The sequence below is a fragment of the Hymenobacter rigui genome, from assembly GCF_003944715.1.
Classification (GTDB): domain Bacteria; phylum Bacteroidota; class Bacteroidia; order Cytophagales; family Hymenobacteraceae; genus Hymenobacter; species Hymenobacter rigui.
The window spans coordinates 751,064-771,364 of record NZ_RWIT01000001.1 but is presented as its reverse complement, the minus strand read 5'-3'; the positions used below and the strand labels follow the sequence as shown (position 1 = coordinate 771,364).

General features: G+C 58.5%; 19 protein-coding genes. 12 read left to right on the top strand and 7 right to left on the bottom strand.

From position 1 onward, the window contains the following. Positions 1-17: 17 nt before the first annotated feature. From EI291_RS03245 to EI291_RS03235, 3 genes are all read left to right on the top strand, one after another. Positions 18-1,724 (top strand): ABC transporter substrate-binding protein, encoded by a 1,707-nt coding sequence (locus EI291_RS03245; RefSeq protein WP_170172478.1) that lies wholly within the window; start codon positions 18-20, stop codon positions 1,722-1,724. Between the two features lie 125 nt (positions 1,725-1,849). Continuing rightward, the gene (locus EI291_RS03240; protein ID WP_170172477.1) at positions 1,850-2,773 is read left to right on the top strand and encodes an ABC transporter permease; all 924 of its coding nucleotides are present in this window, start codon (positions 1,850-1,852) and stop codon (positions 2,771-2,773) included. Beyond that, on the top strand, positions 2,770-3,738 hold the full coding sequence (locus tag EI291_RS03235; protein ID WP_125417905.1) for an ABC transporter permease: 969 nt from the start codon (positions 2,770-2,772) through the stop codon (positions 3,736-3,738). Before EI291_RS03240 ends, EI291_RS03235 begins: the two co-directional genes overlap by 4 nt. A gap of 462 nt (positions 3,739-4,200) precedes the next feature. On the opposite strand, the gene EI291_RS03230 is transcribed toward EI291_RS03235, so the two are convergent. Both EI291_RS03230 and EI291_RS03225 read right to left on the bottom strand, forming a co-directional pair. Continuing rightward, entirely contained in the window at positions 4,201-5,100 is a 900-nt protein-coding gene (locus tag EI291_RS03230; RefSeq protein WP_125417903.1) for an SDR family oxidoreductase, read from the bottom strand. Positions 5,101-5,113: 13 nt separating this feature from the next. Beyond that, the gene (locus EI291_RS03225) at positions 5,114-5,755 is read right to left on the bottom strand and encodes a peptidylprolyl isomerase (protein WP_125417901.1); all 642 of its coding nucleotides are present in this window, start codon (positions 5,753-5,755) and stop codon (positions 5,114-5,116) included. A 174-nt stretch (positions 5,756-5,929) separates the two neighbouring features. Here EI291_RS03225 and EI291_RS03220 point away from each other — a divergent pair, with 174 nt between their 5' ends. Then, entirely contained in the window at positions 5,930-6,553 is a 624-nt protein-coding gene (locus EI291_RS03220) for a DUF2238 domain-containing protein (RefSeq protein ID WP_125417899.1), read from the top strand. 105 nt (positions 6,554-6,658) lie between these two features. Here the strand turns inward: EI291_RS03220 and hemC are convergent, their stop codons facing one another. The 5 genes from hemC to EI291_RS03195 form a co-directional block, all read right to left on the bottom strand. Beyond that, positions 6,659-7,594, bottom strand: a complete 936-nt coding sequence (gene hemC, locus EI291_RS03215; RefSeq protein WP_125417897.1) for a hydroxymethylbilane synthase — start codon at positions 7,592-7,594, stop codon at positions 6,659-6,661. 324 nt (positions 7,595-7,918) lie between these two features. Continuing rightward, positions 7,919-9,055: a DNA polymerase III subunit gene (locus EI291_RS03210; protein ID WP_125417895.1), complete on the bottom strand. Its 1,137-nt coding sequence runs from the start codon at positions 9,053-9,055 to the stop codon at positions 7,919-7,921. A 6-nt stretch (positions 9,056-9,061) separates the two neighbouring features. Beyond that, a complete protein-coding gene (locus EI291_RS03205; RefSeq protein WP_125417893.1) occupies positions 9,062-9,601 on the bottom strand; it encodes a hypothetical protein in 540 nt (179 codons plus the stop codon). Between the two features lie 12 nt (positions 9,602-9,613). Continuing rightward, a complete protein-coding gene (locus EI291_RS03200) occupies positions 9,614-10,852 on the bottom strand; it encodes a GlmU family protein (RefSeq protein WP_125417891.1) in 1,239 nt (412 codons plus the stop codon). Positions 10,853-11,026: 174 nt separating this feature from the next. Then, on the bottom strand, positions 11,027-11,272 hold the full coding sequence (locus EI291_RS03195) for a type B 50S ribosomal protein L31 (protein ID WP_125417889.1): 246 nt from the start codon (positions 11,270-11,272) through the stop codon (positions 11,027-11,029). A gap of 194 nt (positions 11,273-11,466) precedes the next feature. Between EI291_RS03195 and EI291_RS03190 the strand changes: the two genes are divergently transcribed. The 8 genes from EI291_RS03190 to EI291_RS03155 all read left to right on the top strand — a co-directional run bounded on the left by EI291_RS03190 (position 11,467) and on the right by EI291_RS03155 (position 20,281). Further along, a complete protein-coding gene (locus tag EI291_RS03190; protein WP_125417887.1) occupies positions 11,467-11,865 on the top strand; it encodes a hypothetical protein in 399 nt (132 codons plus the stop codon). A gap of 99 nt (positions 11,866-11,964) precedes the next feature. Then, positions 11,965-12,555, top strand: a complete 591-nt coding sequence (rdgB, locus tag EI291_RS03185) for an RdgB/HAM1 family non-canonical purine NTP pyrophosphatase (protein WP_125417885.1) — start codon at positions 11,965-11,967, stop codon at positions 12,553-12,555. A 149-nt stretch (positions 12,556-12,704) separates the two neighbouring features. After that, entirely contained in the window at positions 12,705-13,340 is a 636-nt protein-coding gene (locus EI291_RS03180) for a uridine kinase family protein (protein WP_125417883.1), read from the top strand. Between the two features lie 140 nt (positions 13,341-13,480). Beyond that, the gene (locus tag EI291_RS03175) at positions 13,481-13,849 is read left to right on the top strand and encodes a hypothetical protein (RefSeq protein ID WP_125417882.1); all 369 of its coding nucleotides are present in this window, start codon (positions 13,481-13,483) and stop codon (positions 13,847-13,849) included. Between the two features lie 148 nt (positions 13,850-13,997). Beyond that, a complete protein-coding gene (secDF, locus tag EI291_RS03170) occupies positions 13,998-16,973 on the top strand; it encodes a protein translocase subunit SecDF (protein WP_125417881.1) in 2,976 nt (991 codons plus the stop codon). 183 nt (positions 16,974-17,156) lie between these two features. Further along, a complete protein-coding gene (locus EI291_RS03165; RefSeq protein ID WP_125417880.1) occupies positions 17,157-17,759 on the top strand; it encodes an RNA polymerase sigma factor in 603 nt (200 codons plus the stop codon). Further along, positions 17,734-19,242 (top strand): PorT family protein, encoded by a 1,509-nt coding sequence (locus EI291_RS03160; protein WP_148103371.1) that lies wholly within the window; start codon positions 17,734-17,736, stop codon positions 19,240-19,242. The genes EI291_RS03165 and EI291_RS03160 overlap by 26 nt, the downstream gene beginning before the upstream one ends. 154 nt (positions 19,243-19,396) lie before the next feature. Then, positions 19,397-20,281, top strand: coding sequence for a hypothetical protein (locus EI291_RS03155; RefSeq protein ID WP_125417878.1), 885 nt, complete (start codon positions 19,397-19,399; stop codon positions 20,279-20,281). The last annotated feature ends 20 nt before the right edge of the window (positions 20,282-20,301 follow it).

The following is a 20,301-nucleotide window of genomic DNA, read 5'->3' as shown; positions in this document are numbered from 1 at the left end:
TTTTCTCCGGAGTACTCATGCTGGTTTGGATGGGGTTGCTGTATGCCTGTACAGCCCCTACCACCCGCTCGCCAGAAGGTACCGTACGCATCCGCTGGGCTCGTGACCCGGAGAATCTGGACCCGCTGATAGTAAGCAATGCCAGCGCCTATGAGGTTGCCAATCTCACGCATTGCAGCCTGCTTATGGGCCGCGAAGAGGCGCACGACTTTGTGCCGTGGCTGGCGGAGTCGTTCCCCACGGTTAAGCACCTCGGCGATACGCTGCTACAGGTAACCTACCGTATCCGGCCGGAAGCTACCTGGGATAATGGTACGCCAGTGCTGGCCCGGGATGTAGCCCTTACTCTCAAAATAATGAACTGCACGGGCCTGCCTACCGAAATGGCCCAGGCTATGTTCGGGTTTATCCGGGATATTCGGCTTGATAGTGCCGATGCCCGCCGGTTTACCCTGGTGTGCGCGGGCCAGTCACCGGAACACATCCGCTCGTCCGGCGACTTCTCGGTATTACCGGAATATATACTGGATCCGCAAGGGCAGCTTCGCACCGTTTCTCTGGCCGACATGCGCCGGCAGCCTACACTGGCTGCTGCGCAGGCACTGGCCCGGCGGTACCAGCGGCTGCAACTGGCTCGTCATCCGGAAAACCTGCCGGGATGCGGCCCGTACCGCCTGAGTGCCTGGCAAAGCGGCCGTTACCTTACCCTTCGCCGCAAGAAATCCTGGTGGGCCGATGTATATCCGGCTCCGCCCTACCAGCTACAGGCCTATCCGGCCACCCTCATCTATCAGGTTATTCCAGATGCGGCTACCGCAACCCTGGCCCTGCGCCGGGGCGAAATAGATGTGTACGGCCTGATGCCCGCCGCCGAATTCACCCGGTTGCAGCAGTCAGCCGACGACCGGCAACGGCTGGCTTTTTATACTGCCGATGCCTACGAGTTTCTCACGGCCTCCTTTAATGTGCGGCAACCGGTGTTACGTGACGCAGCAACGCGCCGGGCGCTGGGGTTTCTGTTTGATGTGCCGGCGCTTATCAAAGCTACCCAACAAGGTGCGGCCACGCCCAGCGCAGGCCTGATCAGCCCACGCATGAAGGAATATTACAATGACAGCCTGGCCTTACCGGCTTTTCGGCCTGCGCAGACCGTGGCGATGCTCCGGCAGGCGGGCTGGCAACGGCAGCCCACTGGCCGTTGGCAGCGCACTTCAGTTCAGGGTACCCCGCAGATATTACGTTTTGGCGTCAGCTACCGGGCCGGGGAGCCATCCTTTGAAACGGCCGCCCTGCAGTTTCGGGCGGCTGCCGAAGCAATTGGAATCGAAGTTGAATTGCGCCCTACCGAGCAGGCAGTTCTGAGCCGCCAATTGCAGGCAGGAGAAACCGATATGTGCATCCGCAACTACTCGGGCAATCCGTTTTCATATGATTTTACGGCGTTGCTGCACTCCCGCGGTATCGGGGCCAGCAACACTACCCAGTTTTCGTCGCCGCTCACCGATCATCTGATTGAGCAGATTACCACGACGGAAGACACCCGCAAGAAGCGGCTGCTACTGCGGAAATTTCAGCGCGTTATGGCGCAGGAAATGCCGTTCATGGTGCTGTATTTCCTGAAATACCGGGTTGCTGCCTCCCGTGCTATTGGTGTAGTTCCCGTTTCCGGCCTAAAGCCCGGCTATGAGGCGGCGCGCATCAGCCCCATCAAAACTCCACTGTAGTTTGTATGCTGGGGGCAGTTGCACTACGGCATATTCTCCGGACCATAGTTGCCGCCTGGCTTATTCTGTCCGTACTGTTTCTACTGAGCCGTAGCACTGCTGACCCGGACAGCCAGTTGCGAAATATGGTGGAAAGCAACAGCCGCATGGGAGGTTTGCTGGAGCAGCCGGCCACCAGCCAACAATTGCTGCACCGCTACGGATTGTATGAACCCCTGTTTTACGCAACCTGGCAGCCCGCTACCGGCTGGCACTGGCACGGAGTGCAGACCCAATATCATAGGTGGCTGAAGCAGCTTCTGCATGGTGACCTAGGCTACTCGTATCGGTTGGAAGCACCGGTGTGGGATGTGGTGAAGCAGGCACTGCGCTACACGCTGCCGCTCACACTGTTGGCTGCGGCCCTCAGCATTGCTCTGGCGCTGGGCGTCGCAACAGCCACCAGCTACCGGCCCTCCGCACGCCGATGGTTTATCCGGGTAGCGCACATACTGCAGAGTTTTCCGCTGTTTCTGCTGGCGCTGGGGCTATTACTGCTACTGGCAAACCCCGATGCGCTCAGCTGGTTTCCGGCATTCGGCCTGGGTCCGGCTGACCAGGAGAGTACCGGCTGGAGCCGGCCGGGCCTGCTGCTTTACCAGCTCACTCTCCCCATCATCAGCCTGGTTCTGGGCAGCTTTCCGGCATTGGCTATTCAGCTGGATGGGGCTCTACGCCACGAGTTCAACCGCCCTTATATAGCTACGGCCCGTGCGAAAGGCTCCTCACCGGCAGGCATTGTGTGGCGTCATGCGCTGCGCAACGCTGTTTTGCCAACCGTTACGCTGCTTACGGAGCTGCTACCCAGCATTGTGGCGGGCTCGGTGGTGGTGGAGGTGGTATTTGCCCTGCCAGGGATGGGACGCTTACTAGCCGATGCGGCCCTGAATCAGGACTTTCCGGTGCTGCTGGGGGGCGTGGGCCTAGTGGCCATGGTCCGGCTGGGGGCGCAGCTACTGGCCGATGTGCTCTATCCCATTCTGGACCCTCGTATTCGGCCAGAAGTATGACAATTCTGCTACCTCCAGTTAAACAAAGGCTTGCGGCTGGTTGGCTAGTACTGGTGGTGCTGGCGGGCCTCTTTGCCCCTTCGGCTGTTTCCCCCCCCGATCTGGCAAATATCAACCAGCCCCCGTTTCAAGGCGGCCACTGGCTTGGCACCACTTCACAAGGGCTGGATGTAGGCGTAAGTCTATGGCAAGGTGCTCGCACACTGCTGTTGGTAAGCCTGCCCGCCGCATTTTTTACCTTGCTGGCAGGTGCCGTCTTGGGAGGAACAGCTGGTTATTGGGGTAATACTCGTCTGCGGATTACTCACTTCCAACTGGCACTGGCGCTATTTGCACTTCTACTAACGGGCCTTCTGCTCACATATTTCCCAAGATTTGCTTTCTGGATTCTGGCGGGAGTACCAGCCGCTGCTGCAGTAGCATGGGCTTTTTTGCCCGGAAGCACACGTTCCGCCACACGCCTGGCGCTACCCCTCGACAGCAGCATTCTGGGCCTGATTGCGCTAGTGAATTCGGTGCCGCTGCTGGTGCTGGTCGTTGCCGCCGCCGCCGTGCAGCGCCCCTCACTGACAGGAGTAGTTGCGCTGCTGAGCGCAACGTGCTGGCCAACGCCGGCCCGCCTGATGCGGGCCGCCACCCTGCAATGCCGCACGCAACCCTATGTAGAAGCGGCCCAGGCGGCGGGCATTCCCTCATTACGGATTTTGTGGCGGCATATCGGCCCGAACGCCCTGCCAGTGCTGCTGGTTCGCTTTCCGCTGACGGTAGCTGTATTGATCAGCCTCGAAACTACACTTTCCTTTCTGGGAGTAGGACTGCCTGCCGAAATGCCCAGCTGGGGGCGCCTGTTAGCCGCTGTGCGTCAGGCCCCTCCCGATTGGTGGCTTATTCTGTGGCCAGGCCTCGCTATTACGCTCACTGTCCTAAGTCTGCAACGAATTAGTGGGTCAGAAAATCGCCGCTAGATGTCACAAATCAGCTATAAAACAGCTGGTTTTTTCGCTGTACTTCGTGGCACACCACACCAAATTGTGTTTCCAGACTAAATCAAGCCACTATCATCATATTTTATACTTAAAAAAAGTACTACTTATTTTTACTTAATAACAAGTCACAATTATAACAGAAGTGTCCTTTACAAGGCATTATTACTCCCCTAATATTGTCATAAGAACGGCGCCAAAAAGGAGTCAAGCTGCTCTAACAAGACCCATTAAATCCCCTGAAAAACAGGAATTTACTACAGATACAGTTATTCTGACAGACATCTGTATTCTGCGTATAGCGCCACCAGCCGGGTGGCTTTTTAACTCGAATAATTCATGTACGAAGCTGCTGCGTCTGCTCGCAGCAGGCTCCGCTACATATAGGTTGTTGCAATAGGTGTGTGAAAATCCCGCGGGCGTTGTTCGCGGGTTTTTTGCGTTTCAGACCATTTGCGAAGTCAGCAACGCAATGCCTTCGGCCAGGGTGCGTGGCTGATAGCCCAGGTCGCGCTTGGCTTTGTCAATGATAAAGCCGGTACGCAAAGGGCGCCGGGCAGGCTGCGTGAAGATACTGGCATCAACCGGAGTAATGAGTATAGCATCCAGGTTGAAGTAGGCCGCTACTGCTTGCGCAATCTGGTAGGGCGTGTATTGCTCCTGCCCGCTGATGTGGTAGATGCCCGTGGCATTGTGGCGGGCGGCCAGCCAGCAGCCCATGGCCAGGTCTTCGGCCAGCGTGGGCGTACGGAACTGGTCGTTGACGACCTTAATGGGTTTACCGGCCTGCAAAGAGTCGCGCACCCAGGTCACAATATTGGTACGGCCGTAGTCATGGGCAGTGCCATACACCAGCACCGTGCGCAAAATAGCCCAGGGCGCGCGACAGGCCTGCACCAGCTGCTCGGCTGCTAACTTGCTTTGTCCGTAGAAGTTCACCGGCTCAGGCACGGCCTCTTCAGTCAGCGGCCCTTCGGCCCCACTGAAAATAAAATCGGTGCTGAGGTGCAGCACATGCACCTGATGTTGCTCGCAGGCCGCTACCAGGTTGGCCACAGCTTCCACATTCTGGTGCCAGCACTCCGCCTGGTTTAGCTCACACTCATCTACGTTGGTCATGGCGGCCGTGTGCATGAGGTGGGTGGGCCGCTCCCGTCCGATTACCTCGTGTACCTGCGCCGCGTCGGCAACATCCAAGGTCACAAACTGCACTTCCGGATACACATCGGCCAGCTTGTTGGCACCGCGCGACGTGGCCACCAGCTGCACCTCGGACTGCTGGCGGAGCAGAGCCACCAGCTTCTGCCCGAGTAAGCCATTGGAGCCCGTTACCAGTATTTTCATAGCCGAAAGCGGGTTAATACTGGTAGCCGTACAGCTCCGTGATTTTCTTCTTCTTCAACTTCTCCACTTTTACGGTCATTTTGATGTCCGTGACGGGGCGGTTTCGTTCGGCGGCGGGCTGCTGGGCAATCTTATCCACCACCTCCTGCCCACTGATAACCTGTCCAAACACGGTGTACTGCCCGTCCAGATGCGGGGTACCCAGCGGATTCTGCACGATGTAGAACTGCGAGGCGCTGCTCATGCGCTGTGGGTTGATAAAATCGGGGGTGCGGGCGGCGGCTACGGCCCCGCGCTTGTGCGTGAGCCCGGGCCGGATTTCGGCCGGAATCATCTTTTCATCCGTTTGCCCGGCACCGTCGTTGTTGGGGTCGGCATCCTTGGAATTCGGGTCGCCGCCCTGAATCATGAAGCCCGGAATGATGCGGTGGAAAGTGGTGCCGTTATAGAAGCCGCTCTGGGCCAGCTTCAGAAAATTGGCCTTGTGTAAGGGGGTCACATCAAACAGAATCAGCCGAATATCACCCTGGGCCGTGCTGATAGTTACGATTTCATCTTTACGACTCTTACGGGGCTTTTTGGCAGCCTGCGCGACCGATACCACAACGCTCAGAATCAGACTTACCCAGAGGGCACGACGCACTATGTTACTCATAACGACACACTATCGGAGATGGAGGAAGTCCGGCGAAGTTACGCGGTTTTACCGGGCCTCAAACGGCCGAAACCCGGGAATCCCGCACCATGGCCAGTAGTCTTTTTGATTTTTGGCAGCGAATACAGGCCATTTACGTATGCCGCTAAGCTCAACCTTATTTCTTGCCTTCGCATGACCCAACCTCTCCCCTCTTCCACCGCTTCGCACTGGTTTCCGAAAGTACTCCTGGCCATTTACCTCATTGAGTTTGTGGCGCTGGGCATCAACCCCACCGACCGGGGCACGTGGTGGGCTGAAAACATTCCGATTTTGCTGATTGTGGGAACCTTGGTCGTACTGTACGTACGCGGGGTGCGATTTTCCAACCTGGCGTATGCCCTCATGAGCGTGCTGATTTTTATGCACACCGTGGGCGGACACTACACCTTCGAGAAGGTACCCTTCGACTGGTTCAACAACCTGTTCGGGTTCAAGCGCAATATGTACGACCGGGTAGCGCACTTCTCGGTGGGCTTCTACGCCTACGCCCTCATCGAGTACACCGACCAGCGCGACCTTATCCGGAGCCGTTTCCTGAGCTATTTGCTGCCCCTGTGCGTTATTGGCACCGTAGCCATGAGCTACGAACTGATTGAATGGGTGTACGCCGAGCTGGCCGGCGGCGACGCAGGAGCCGCCTTCCTAGGCAGCCAGGGCGACATCTGGGACGCCCAAAAAGACATGCTGGCGGACACTAGCGGGGCCGTGTTTGCGCTGATACTGTACGCGCTGTTTGGCCGTGGCAAAAGAGAATAGAAACTGAACTTGCCATCCTGTTCAACACAAAGGACCTTACCACGTCAGAACAATCTGTTCCAGCGTGATAAGGTCCTTTACGTTGCTCAAGATGACGTTTTTTTTCTACGCCCGCTCCCGCCGGATATCATCGAGGATTTGCTGGCCGCCGCGGACTAGGATGCTTTCGGCCAGCTGAACGCCGGTTGCTTCGGCCTCGGCGGGGGTGGCGGTGCGGGTTTCTTCAATGAACTGCTGGCCATCGAGGCTGATGAGGCCGGCATGGAGTTGCAGGGTTGCGCCGTCGGGGCTGAGAGTGGCCAGGGCGAAGCTAGGGATGCTGCAGCCGCCTTCCATGGTGCGCAGAAACGCCCGCTCGGCGGCCAGGCATACGTGTGTGGCGGTGTGGTCGAGGATGCGGTGCAGCTCGGTTTTGAGGGCGGGCTCCAGATTGCGGGCGCACTCAATGGCTACGCTGCCCTGGCCGGTGGCCGGAATAAACTGCGTTTCGGGCAGCACGTGGCGGATGAGGCCATCGTACTCCATGCGGTGCACGCCGGCGTAGGCCAGCACCAAGGCGTGGTATTGGCCTTCTTCGAGCTTACGCAGGCGGGTTTGCAGGTTGCCCCGGGCCTCGGCGGTGGTAGCGTGGGGCATAAACCGCTTCAGCATAGCCTTGCGCCGGGTGCTGCTGGTGCCCAGCACTAGGTCGGGGCGCTGCAGGTCGAGGTTGGCGTCGAAGCTCACTACCACGTCGTTTACCTGCTCGCGCTCCATAAAGGCCAGCAGTTCCAGGTCGGCGGGAATGGTGCTTTGTACGTCCTTGGCGCTGTGCACGGCAATATCAATGTGGCCGGTACGCAGGCTTTCTTCCAGCTCCTCAGTGAACACGCCCTTCGCTCCAATCTTATCCAGGGAGCGGTCCAGCACCACGTCGCCTTTGGTGGTGATGATGACGATTTCGGGCGAGAGGCCGGCGGCGGTGAGGCGGTCGGCTACATGATTAGCCTGCCACAGCGCCAGCTTGCTGCCGCGGGTACCGATACGAATGGAAGTTTTCAACTTGGAAACGAATTCAGAAACTGTGATACTTGGGAGCCTAAACAGCCCCAGGCCTTCGCCTCTGCAAAGATACGCACCCCTGTTAAGCCAGCCGGCTATACGCAGTTTAGCAACAGCTATACTAAGTTAGCAAACTGTATTTTTGGCTTTTAATTAAGTATAGGGGCATTTTTCCAGCAACTCAGCGTACTTATTGACCAGTCATGCAGAGCGTAGCGAAGCATCTCGCGTGCTGATGTTGCGAAAAGTAAGGCAGGTGCCAGCACGCGAGATGCTTCGCTACGCTCTGCATGACGGACTTACTTCAGCCACAACTCATCTGCCTCAGACTAGGCGGAGCAGCTCCGCCACCCGCAGCGAAATATCTAGGAATACCATGCGCGGATTGGCGTTGCGCTCAATGTGGTAGTGCGCTTCGTTAAGCTCCTCGGCCAACTGGGAAGCGTTACGGGGCGTTACAAACGGACTAAAGCCCTTCACGAAGCCCTGCTCCTGCTGCGGTAGGTGGGGCACCAACTGCGCATCCAGCCCGAACAGCAGCACCTTGCGTACCAGCGTGAGGGCGTACTGCAGAAACTCCTTCTGGTTTTCGCGGCCCAGCTTCTGAAACTCGTCGCACTTTTCCAGCATATCGGCCACCTTGTTGGCGTAGCAGGTGCGCATCCAGCTCACAAACAGCGCAAAATAGTCGTGCTCTTCCTGGCCGGAAGCCTGGGCAGCCAGGGCCGCGCCCACGTTGCCTTCCGTGAGCTGGGCCAGCTGCCGGGCTTTCACCTCGGGTACGTGCTGCACGTCGCGCAGCCAGGCCGTCAGCTCCGGCTCCGGCACGGCGCGCACTACCACCGGCTGCACCCGGCTGATGATGGTGAGCAGCAGCTGCTCGGGGGCGTTGCTCACCAGTAGGAAAATGGTGGCGGGTGGTGGCTCTTCCAGCAGTTTCAGCACGGCATTGGCGGCGGAAGGGTGCATGAGTTCCGGCAGCCAGATAATCACCAGCTTAAAGCGGGCCTCAAAGGCCTTCAGGCTCACCAGCCGCAGCAGGTTCACGCTTTCTTCCTTGGAAATGCTGCCCTGCTTGTTTTCGGCCCCGATGTGCTGCATCCAGTCGTTGAGGCCCTGGTAGGGGTTCTGGAGCACAAACTCGCGCCACTCGACCGCAAACTTGCTGCTGACGGCGTCTTTGGTTACGGCCTTGGTGGTGGTAACCGGCAGGATGAAGTTGAGGTCGGGGTGAATGAGCTTGTCGATTTTCTGGCAACTCGGGCAGTGGCCGCAGGAGTCTTCGGCTTCGGACGGGCGGTTCTCGCAGTTCAGAAAAGCTGCAAAAGCCAGCGCCAGCGGCAGCGCCGCCGAGCCCTCGGCCCCGCGAAACAGCTGGGCGTGCGCCACGTGGTTTTGCTGCACGCTGCGCACGAGCAGCTGCTTCACCTGTTGCTGGCCGGGAATGTCGGAGAAACGCATATTGTATCAGTTATTACCCGTTTCCCACAATTCATGATTGCAATGGTGCTGCCACAGCAATTTCATGGATTGAGAGTAATCGTCACCGAAAACGATAAGCCGTATTTCGTGAAAAGCGAAAGGCTTCTCGTTTTCTTCACGGATATCTTTAGTACCATTCGGCTCTAGCGTATCAATCCAGAAATGCACAACATCTGCCTCATTCAGCCACCCGAGATACGTACTATCCTCCTCCTCTACGAAGTGTACCAAGCCATATTGCTGTTCGGTCCAGCGTAGCAATGAGAGAGTATCAGCAAATCTGAAGTCCGAAGGCAAGTCTTGCTTGACACCTTTGAGGCGCAGCACCAGTTCTGCTTGCTGTTGACTCTTATTGGGTATACGGGTGGCAATATGCGCCTTCGAGATTAGCACGTAACCATCCACTACATAATCAACTGGGATGTAGTGCAACAATAGCCATTCCTCATTCTCGGCTAGCCACAAGCCTACAATTTCTGCGTCCCAACCATGCAGCTGAACATATTCTACCTGATATGGTCGCATAGCGTGTAATTCTTACAACTCCTGGCCAGTAACCGGGGCCGTTGGGGCAGCTTTCTCCCACACCCGGTCTCTCACGGTTTGCTCGTACACGTGCTGCATGATGCCTTGTTCTACGGCATCGTACTGCAGCTGGCGGCGGGCCATGACGCGCTCCGCTACTTCAGCTACTTTGGGCAGCTTGAAGGTTTCGAAGCCGGCGGCCCCGCCCCAGCTGAAGCTTGGAATGAAGGTGCGAGGGAAACCGGCTCCGAAGATGTTGGCCCCCACGCCCACCACCGTGCCGGTGTTGAACATGGTGTTGATGCCGCACTTGCTATGGTCGCCCATCATGAGGCCGCAGAACTGCTGGCCGGTGTTCACGAAGCGGCCGGCCGAGTGGCTCCAGATTTTGACGGGGGCGTAGTTGTTCTTGAGGTTGCTGGTGTTGGTATCAGCCCCCAGGTTGCACCACTCGCCAATAACTGAGTTGCCCAGGTAACCGTCGTGGCCCTTGTTGCTGTAGCCCAGCAGGATGCTGTTGCCTACTTCGCCGCCTACTTTCGAATAGGGGCCTACGGTATTGTCGCCGCGCATTTTGGCCCCGGCGTTGATGTGGCTGCCCTCGCACAAGGCCAGCGGCCCGCTGATGATGGCCCCTTCGTGCACCTGGGAGTTGCGGCCCAGATAAATGGGGCCGTTTTCGGCGTTGAGGATGGCAGCCCGGATTTTCACGCCCGGCTCAATGAAGATGTTTTCGGGGGCGTACACGATGGTGTGCGCGTCACCGATGGGCTCCGACTGCCGGCCTTTGGTGAGCAGGTCGAAGTCACGGCGGATTTCGGCCCCGTTGCGCAGGAACAGGTGCCACACCGCCTGAATGGCCGTAACGGGCTCCAGCACGTCGCGGGTTTTCTGGAAGCCTTCCTGAATCAGCTCGGCTACCTGGGTGGCATCGGCTAGGTGGGCAGCTACCAGCATTTCCTCATCAAACAGCGCCTCACCGGGTACCAGGGCCTGCACCTGCTGCACCAGCAGATCATCAGGGCAGATGGCACCGTTGATAACTAGGGCGGGACCCTGGGTGTCGCCGGCCGGGTATTTAGCCTGCAGGTAGCTTTCGGTGAGGTAGCCTACCTGTTCCACCCCCAGGCGATGCTGCCACTTCTCGGCCAGCGTGAGAATTCCGCAGCGCAAAGCCGCCACGGGCCGGGTGAAGGTAAACGGCAAGAGGTGGGGCCGAATGGCGGGGTCGTCGAAGAGCAGAACGTGCATAGGAAGTTTAGCTGTTAGCTACTGGCTTTTAGCTGATAGCTCCGGCAGGCCAAGCAGGCCGCCAAAGAAATGAATGCTCAAAAATGGCAAATAAAAAACTCCCTTCGGATGAGGAAGGGAGTTTCTTGAAGAAAGCTATCAGCCAACGGCTAGTAGCTAACAGCTTACGAAAAGCTATTTTTTCTTGTAGCGGTTCATGAACTTCTCTACGCGGCCAGCCGTGTCGAGCAGTACGTTTTTGCCGGTGTAGAAGGGGTGCGACTCCGAGCTAACTTCCACCTTGATTACGGGGTAAGTTTTGCCGTCTTCCATGGTGATGGTCTCGTTGGAGTTCATCGTGGAGCGGGTAACAAACTTGAAACCGCTGGAAGTGTCCTGGAATACCACTTCGCGGTACTCGGGGTGAATGTCTTTTTTCATGGTCGTAGGGCCGTTTTACCTTGTTGCCTGCCGATTTTGCGGAAGGGACTGCAAAAGTACACGTTACGCCGGAATTTCAAAAGACTTCCCGGGCTTTTGTGCCGCGTAACTCATCCTTAACACGGGCGGCATCGGCTTTTCGGGTGAATACCTGTATACTTACCCCGCTTTCCTTCCGCCGCGCTACCGTTTCTATGCCCCGTACCTTTATACTCCTTGCTGCGTGCCTGCTGGTGTCGTTGCTGGCCTACGGGGCCACAGTTACGCTGTTCCGGGCCCAGATGCAGGGCGACAGTGTGCACTTGGAGTGGAACGCGGCCAATGAGCAGGGCATCAGCGGCTATGAGGTGTACCGGCAGGATTATCCGGCGGACGATTTCGACAAAATCACCAGCCTGACGCCAACCGCTCAGCCCCACTACCGCTACATCGACCAGAATGTGTTCCGGCAGGAAATGGGCCGCGAGGGGGTTACCTACCGCCTAGCGGTGCGCACGGCCACTGGTACCCGGACTTACCAAACCACGCCCGCCCAGCCGGAGGCCAACGTAGTCCTCCGCTCCTGGGACACAATTAAGCTGATGTTCCGGTAGGCTACGGCTGACGACATTCTCCGCACTTCTCCCGCAAACCGGCTCCTGCCGGTTTTTTTATTGCCGTACTTTTGTATTCAATTCACCTGCTCCACTCCTATGCGCCTCTGCTTCGCCTCCAACAACGCCCATAAGCTGGATGAAATCCGGCCGCTGCTGCCCGCTTCCATTGAATTACTCAGCCTGGCTGACATCGGCTGTCAGGAGGAGTTGCCCGAAACGCAGGATACGCTGGAAGGCAACGCCCTGCAGAAAGCCCGGTACGTGTGGGACCACTACGGTGTGGCCTGTTTTGCCGATGATACCGGCCTGGAAGTAACGGCCCTGCACGGTGCTCCCGGCGTGTACTCGGCCCGTTACGCTGGCCCTCAGCGCCGCTCCGAGGATAATGTGCAGAAGCTGCTGCAGGAGCTGCAGGGTGCTACCGACCGCTCAGCCCAGTTTCGGACGGTGGTGGCGCTGGTGCTCAGCGGCACCGACGTGCATACGTTTGCCGGTGCCGTGGCTGGAAAAATAACGGAGACGCTGCAGGGCACCGATGGATTCGGCTACGACCCCGTGTTTCAGCCGACGGAAGCAGACGGCCGCACGTTTGCCCAGATGACGCTGGCCGAGAAGAACGCCATCAGTCACCGGAGCCGGGCTGTAGCCGGTTTGGTTAGCTTTCTTAGCTCAGTTCAGGCCGGCTAAGCTCGTACCTTAAGGTATCCGGACTTGGGAAGCTGAACAGCCCATCCGGGTATTGCCAGCCTACAATTTCACTTCCTGACCGCGCGCCTCAGCTAGATTTCTTACTTTTGCAGGGTTGGCCCTGCCGGTACGGGCCTATTCCCCCCACCATGCAACACCCCTTCATCGTCGGTATCACGGGCGGCAGCGCCTCCGGCAAAACCACTTTTTTGCGCCGGCTGCTGGCTTCGTTTCCCGAAGAAGAAATCTGTCTGATTTCGCAGGATAACTATTACCACCCCCGGGAAAGCCAGACGGTGGATGCCCAGGGCGTCACCAACTTCGACCTGCCCGGCAGCATCGACTCGGCGGCTTACGCGGCCGACGTGCTGCGCATCAGCCAGGGCCTGGAGGTACGCCGCCAGGAGTACACCTTCAATAACCCCAACGTGGTGCCTGCTGAACTGGTGTTCCGGCCCGCGCCCATTGTAGTGGTGGAGGGCATCTTTGTGTTCTACTTCGAGGAGGTGGCCAAGCTGCTGGACCTGAAAGTGTACATCGACGCCCGGGAACATGTGAAGCTGCAGCGCCGCATTGTGCGCGACCGGGACGAGCGGGGCTACGACCTGGAGGACGTGCTCTACCGCTACACCAACCACGTGGCGCCTACCTACGAAAAGTACATCAAGCCCTTCAAGCACGACGCCGATATCATCATCCCGAACAACCGGCACTTCGATAAAGGCCTGGATGTGCTGGTGTCATTTTTGCGCAGCAAGGTGGCTGCCGGGGCGCAAACCCGCTAGAAATCAACCGGCTTCACTGCCGCAGGGAATAGCCTCCGCCACTCGCGGGGGCTTTTTCTTTGCGGTATTGCCACGCATGCGAGCGGGCTTTTGCAGCGCCGGGGCCAAAAACCTATATTTGTAGCTCTTACCCCACTGCATTGCGTTCCTTTACCGCCCTGTTGCCCCGTTTGCGTTTTGCCCTCATCACAGCTACCCTGCTGATGGTGCTGGGGCTGAACCACCAGGCTGTGGCCACGCTACGGGTACTGCCGGCCGGCCACCAAACCCGGCTGAACGTGGCTCCCCGCACGGCGGTAGTCAAGCAACGGGTGAACCTTGAGGCTACCTCGCCGCTGGGCTTTTACGTGGCTCCGGCCGCCGATGCCTGGCTGCCGCTTCCGGTGCTCCTGCCCGTGGCGCAGTGGCGGCCGGCCTGCTCTACCGGGCCACAGGCCCGTCCCAGCGCCGTTCCCGATTTTTTCCGGACGCGGCTTTTGCTGGCGGCACTTTCGCCGCAGGCCCCCTAACCGGCGGGCCGCCCGTTGCCTGATGAGCGACTTCTGCCCCGGCTGATGAGGCAGAATCCTGCGTGTTGTTGGTAGTAGTAGCGTGCGGCCCGGCTTACCAAATCAGCCTCCCACTTGCCTTCCTGGATTATCCAACCCTACTTTTTTCATGCGTAATAAAGGACTCATCATCACGCTGACCCTTCTGGTATCGGCGTTATGTATTTACTTCCTCTCGCTGACCCTCGTTTCCAGAGGCGTGCAGCGGGATGCGGCGCGCTATGCCACGCGCGGCGGCCAGATCAACGAAAAGCAACGCCAGCACTACCTCGACTCGGTGTGGCGGGCTCCGGTATTCGGCCCTCTTACTTACAAAGACGTACGGCAGTCGGAGCTGGGCCTGGGCCTTGACCTGAACGGCGGCATGCACCTCACCATGGAGGTGTCGCCGGTGGAGATTGTGCGCGCCATGAGCGGCAACTCCAAGGATCCGGTGTTCAACAAGGCCATGGCCCAGGCGCAGGAGTTGCGCAAAACCAACCCTTCTACTCCCTTCACCACGCTGTTTGCCCAGTCGTTCCAGCAGATTGCCCCGAACGACAAGCTGGCTCGCATCTTCGCTAACACTGTCAACAAAGGCTCCATTGACATCAACGCCTCGAATGACAAGGTGATGAGCGAAATCAATAAGCAGGAAGAGGAAGCCATTGACCGCTCGTTCAACATCCTGCGTAACCGGATCGACAAATTCGGCACCAGCCAGCCCAACATTCAGCGGGTAAAAGGCACCGGCCGCATTCAGATTGAACTGCCCGGCGTAGACAACCCCGACCGGGTGCGCAAGCTGGTACAGGGCCAGGCCAAGCTGGAGTTCTGGGAAGTATGGCGTCAGGATGAGTTTGCGCCTTACCTGAACCAACTCAACCAAGTGCTGAGCGCCAAGGAGCAAGCTGCTCCGGCCGTAGCCGCCGCTGTTACCACCGATACTGCTAAAACTGCTACTGCTGCCGCCGGCGACTCTACTTCCCTGGCCAGCCAGCTAGCCAAGAAAGGCACCAAAGCCACGGCAAAAGCCGACTCGGCTGCTCCCCAGAAAAACGTTCTGGCCAGCCTGTTCACCATGCCCGGTACGCTGGGTGCCAACATCCGGGACACGGCCCGCGTGAATGCCATGCTGCGCAGCCCCGAAACCCGCTCGGTACTACCCTCTAACCTCACCTTCCTGTGGGGTGCCAAGCCCGACGTAGTGGACGGCCAGGAATATCTGCAGCTGTACGCCATCCGCAAAGGCAGCTCTACGGAAGCCCCGATTGGTGGCGAGGTAATCAGCGACGCCAACGGTGACTTCGACGGTCTGACCGGCCGCGCCGAGGTGACCATGCAGATGAACCCCAGTGGTGCCCGCAAGTGGCAGCGCCTGACGGCTGCCAACATTGGCCGCCAGATTGCCATTGTGCTCGACGATTACGTGTACTCGGCCCCGAACGTGCAGTCGGAAATTGCTGGCGGCAACTCCAGCATCTCGGGCAACTTTCAGATTGAAGAAGCCAAAGACTTGGCCAACATCCTGAAAGCCGGTAAGCTGCCCGCTCCTACCCGCATTGTGGAAGAAGCCGTAGTAGGTCCGTCGCTGGGCCGCGAGGCTACCAACCAGGGTCTGTTCTCGGTAATTGGCGGTCTGGCTATCATCATGCTGTTCATGGCCGTGTACTACGGCCGCGCCGGTATGGTAGCCGATGCCGTGCTGCTGTTCAACCTGTTCCTGATTATGGGGGTACTGGCGAACTTCCAGTTTGCCCTTACCCTGCCCGGCATTGCCGGTCTGCTGCTGGTAATTGCGGCTTCGGTGGATGCCAACGTACTGATTTTCGAACGGATCCGGGAAGAGCTGGACCACGGTCTACAACCGACTGACGCCATCAACAAAGGCTACTCGCGCGCTACCACCGCCATTTTCGACTCCAACGTAACGCAGCTGATCATTGCTGTTATCCTGGGCTTCTTCGGTACGGGTCCGGTGCAGAACTTTGCCATTACCCTGGGTATCGGCGTATTCACCTCGTTCCTGTCGGCCGTGTACGTGTCGCGCCTGATCATTGAGCGCATGGTGAAGAACAACAACGCCAACTCGCTCAGCTTTAGCACGCCTTTCTCGCGCAACCTGTTCAAGAACATCAACCTGGACATTGTAGGCAAGCGTAAGATTGCCTACACCCTCTCCACCGTGTTCATCATCGTTGGCTTCGCGCTGATGTACGTGCAGGGTGGCCCGAACCTGGGCGTTGACTTCCGTGGAGGCCGTGAGTACATCGTGAACTTCAGCAAGCCCGTAGTGGCTTCGGATGTGCGCGACCAGCTTACCCAGGATTACTTTGGTGGGGCCGGTACGGAGGTGAAAACCTTTGGTGCCGAAAACCGCCTGCGCATTACGACCGGCTACCTCGCCGCCGACGAAAGCGCCGACGCCGACAAGCAGGTGGAAGCGGCCATGTTCAAGGGTTTGAACGCTAAATACGGCGCGCTGAATCCTACCAAGGTAAGCTCCTCGAAAGTGGGCGCTACCATTGCCGACGACATTAAGCGCACCTCGGTACTGAGCCTGGGCCTTACGCTGCTGGCCATTTTCGTGTACGTGTTGTTCCGCTTCGAGAAGTGGCAGTACTCCATGGCGGCGGTAGTGGCCCTGTTCCACGATGCCCTGATTGTAATTGCCTCCTTCCCGATTGCCCGGGCCCTGGGCCTGAACTACGAGATGGACCAGGTATTCGTGGCCGCTGTGCTGACAACCATCGGCTTCTCCATGAACGATACCATCGTTATTTACGACCGAATCAGGGAATACCTGCGGGAAAACAAGCACCTGACCTTTGCGCAGGTGGTAAACCCAGCCCTGAACAGCACGTTCTCGCGCACCATGATTACGTTTACCACGGTATTCCTGGTGATGGTGGTACTCTACATCTTCGGGGGTGAAACGCTCCGCTCGTTCTCCTTCGCCATGATTATCGGTATCATCTTCGGTACGTACTCCTCGCTGTACATTGCCGCTCCGCTGATTCTGGACACCTACGGCCGCAAAGAGAAAGAGCGCCTCAACACCTCCGAGGCTGGTGCTCCTAAGCTGAACACTGCCGCGCAAGTGTAAAACGAGTTTCTAGTTTTTAGTTGCTGGTTATAACGTCAACTAAAAACTAGAAACCAGCAACTAGAAACTTTAAAAAAGCCCGACCTGACCGGTCGGGCTTTTTTTATTAACTTTTTTACGCGCTCAGGGCAACCTTTTCAGGAACCGTTCCGAGTGGCCTAATAACTCAGACGCTTCGCTCCCGTGGCCGCCCCCGCACCCGATTCTGCGCTGCTTACCGACCTGTTGGCTGGATGCCGGCAGCTGGACCGTGCGTGCCAGCGCCAGTTCTACCGCCAGTATTTCGCCTACGCGCTCAGTATCTGCCTGCGCTACCTTCACGACCGGGACCTGGCGCAGGAAGCCGTAAACGACGGCTTTATGAAGGCATTCCAGGAACTGCCGCGCTTTGATGCCCGCCGTTACCCCGAGGACCTGGCCGGCTCTCTGCGCGGCTGGCTGCGGCGCATTATGGTGCGCACGGCCATCGACCAGTTCCGCAGCAACCACCGCCACGCTTTCCAGACGGATTTGGAAGCAGCGGAGCATTACCCGGCCGATGTGGGCAGCACGCCCCTGGATGCACTATCGTTTGAGGAGCTGCTACGGCTGATTGGGCTGCTACCACCGGCCTACCGGGCCGTATTCAACTTATTCGCCATTGACGGCTACTCCCACGAGGAAATAGCCGAACACCTGGGCATCACAACCGGAACGTCGAAATCGAACCTGTTTAAGGCCCGCACGCAGCTGAAAACGCTGCTTAAACAGCAACATCACCATGCCTACGCCGGATATGTCAGATGAGGAATTGGACCGCCTGTTCCAGCGCGGTGCCGAAGCCTACCCCGACGAGGTATCCCTGTCGGGCTGGTTACAACTGGAAGACCAACTAAATGCCGCCGACCAACAACGGCTGGTGCAGCAACAGGTGCGCCGTCAGGTAGCCCGGTGGTTTGCCGCTGAGCTGGTGCTGGTAGCATTGCTGGCCTTACTTTGGAATCAGAAGTCGGGGTGGCAGCTGCGGCAACCTACTAGTAACACTCCGGACGCCACCGCTGCGCAGACACTCCGGCCCGCAGCTGCTCAACAGCTCAACCGCCGTGTTCAGCAACAGCCTGAGGCGGCAGCTACTGCCCGCAATACTCCTCCCGATCAAATTGCACCAGTAGCAGCACTGGCTGCTGCTGCCAGCGCAACGGGTGTTACTGGCTCACCTGCGGCTTCTGAAGCGTCTGTAGGCTCTTTCCACAAGTCGCGCCGGGTTTTCGTACTGCCCAACGTAGCGGGCCAATTGGTTGCCTCATCCGGCCGCAGCAGATCCTCTTTTCGCGCTGATGAGCCAGGGAAGCAGCATACTGCCTCTGCCATCGGCACCGCTGGTACGGCAACGGCGCTGGCAGTTTCCGCAACAAATCCGCCTTCCATCATGACGAAGGCATCCGTTGAGCAGTCCGTTTCACTAAGTTCTGCTGCAAATCCGGCTGTGCCAAATGCCGGTGTTGGCAACACCCCTGCTATTACTGCTGCTCCCGGCTCTATCTTAGCTCCTGAAGCAATTACCGCAACAGACGCTGCAGCGGGCACGGCGGCAGTGCTTCCGGCAGACTCAGCGGCCACTGCCCCACGTGTAGCACCCACCGACAGCACCACGCAGAAACCGTCACAACCAAAACCTGCGTACCGCCTGCTGGTAGGCCTGATTGGCGGGCCCGAGGCAACGGCCGTACTGCCTGGTCCCACGCCGCGCGTGGGGGGCACGATGGGCGTTGCGCTGGAGTACCGACTGACCCCGCGTATCCGGGTGCGGACCGGCCTCACGCGCAGCATCAAACGATACGCCGCCAAAGGAGCTGATTACAACCCGCCGCCCACCTACTGGACGCATCGGATTCCGGTCGACCAGATAGATGCCAACTGCCGCATTCTGGAAATTCCGCTGGATGTGCGCTACGATGTGGCCGTGCGGCCCGGGCACACCTTTTACGCCTCGGCGGGTCTCACGTCCCTGCTGATGCGCCATGAGCGGTACCGTTATCTGTATGAGCTCAACGGGAATTACATAGACCGAACCTGGAGCATTGACCGCAGCGGCAATGCCGCTTTCAGCCTGCTGCAGCTGAGCGTAGGAATGGAGCGGGCAGTAGGCAGCCGCTGGCTGGTGCAGGCTGAGCCTTTTGTGAAAGTCCCGCTGGGCGGCGTGGGTTTTGGACAGGTTAAGCTAAGTAGCTCCGGCATATTGCTAGGGATTAAATACGGCCTGTTTCGGCCCCGCACGGCCGCACCGTAAGTGCTAAGTCCGGGCCGCCTGCCCGGTTTTCAACCGCTTTTGCTTTCTGTTTTGCCTGGGGTATTGCCGCAGTGCCCAGCTGATTAGGGCCCGTTCCAGAGCGGGTCAGGCAGGCCCTGTGCCCACTTTTTCACCCACCTTTTCCCTGTTTATCATGACAACTTTCCTATCTCGCCGCTTCCGACTGGGAGCGGGGGCTGGCTTTGCCTTGCTCTTTGGCTGGCTGCTGACGGCCTGCAGCAGCTCCGATGACAAACCTGCGCAGCCCACGCCCGACCCCACTATCAAGCTGGCTACCTCGGCTACTATGGGCAGTTTCCTGACCGACAAAGCCGGCAATACGCTGTACTACTTCACCCGCGACGTGGATGGGCAGAACGTGTGCACCGGGGGCTGCGCCGCCGTGTGGCCCATCTTCTACGAAGCTGATATTCAGGTAGGTGACGGCCTGCAGGCGTCCGACTTCAAAACGCAAATGACAGCCAGTGGACAACCGCAAACCACTTACAAGGGCTGGCCGCTGTACTATTACGCCCCGGCCGTGAACGGCCAGAACGTGCGCGAAGCCAGCGGCCAGACCACCGGCAACGGCGTGGGCAACGTGTGGTACGTGGTGAACCCCGGCTACTCGGTGATGGTGGCTACCAAGGCCGTAACCGATAAAACTACCAACCAGGCTTCTACCAAAAGCTTCCTGATAGATGGCAAGGGCCGCACGCTTTACTTCTTTCACAAAGACGACCTGAACCCCAACACCCTGCCCACGAACTGCACCGGCTCCTGTGAAGCATTGTGGCCTCCTTTCACTACCTCGGGTCGGGTGTTTCCCTCCCTGCTGAAAGCATCGGATTTTGGTACCATTACCCGCACCACGGCGGGCGGCGGCGGGCCGTACGGCGACGGAACGGCTTCTACTTCTCAGCTTACCTACAAGGGCAAACCGCTCTATTACTACACGGCCGATAACCTGACTCGCGGCCGGGTAGAAGGACACGGACTCGTGAGTGAGGGTGACCAATGGCTGGTGGCTACGCCATGAGCCGGCAGGTACCTCCGGGT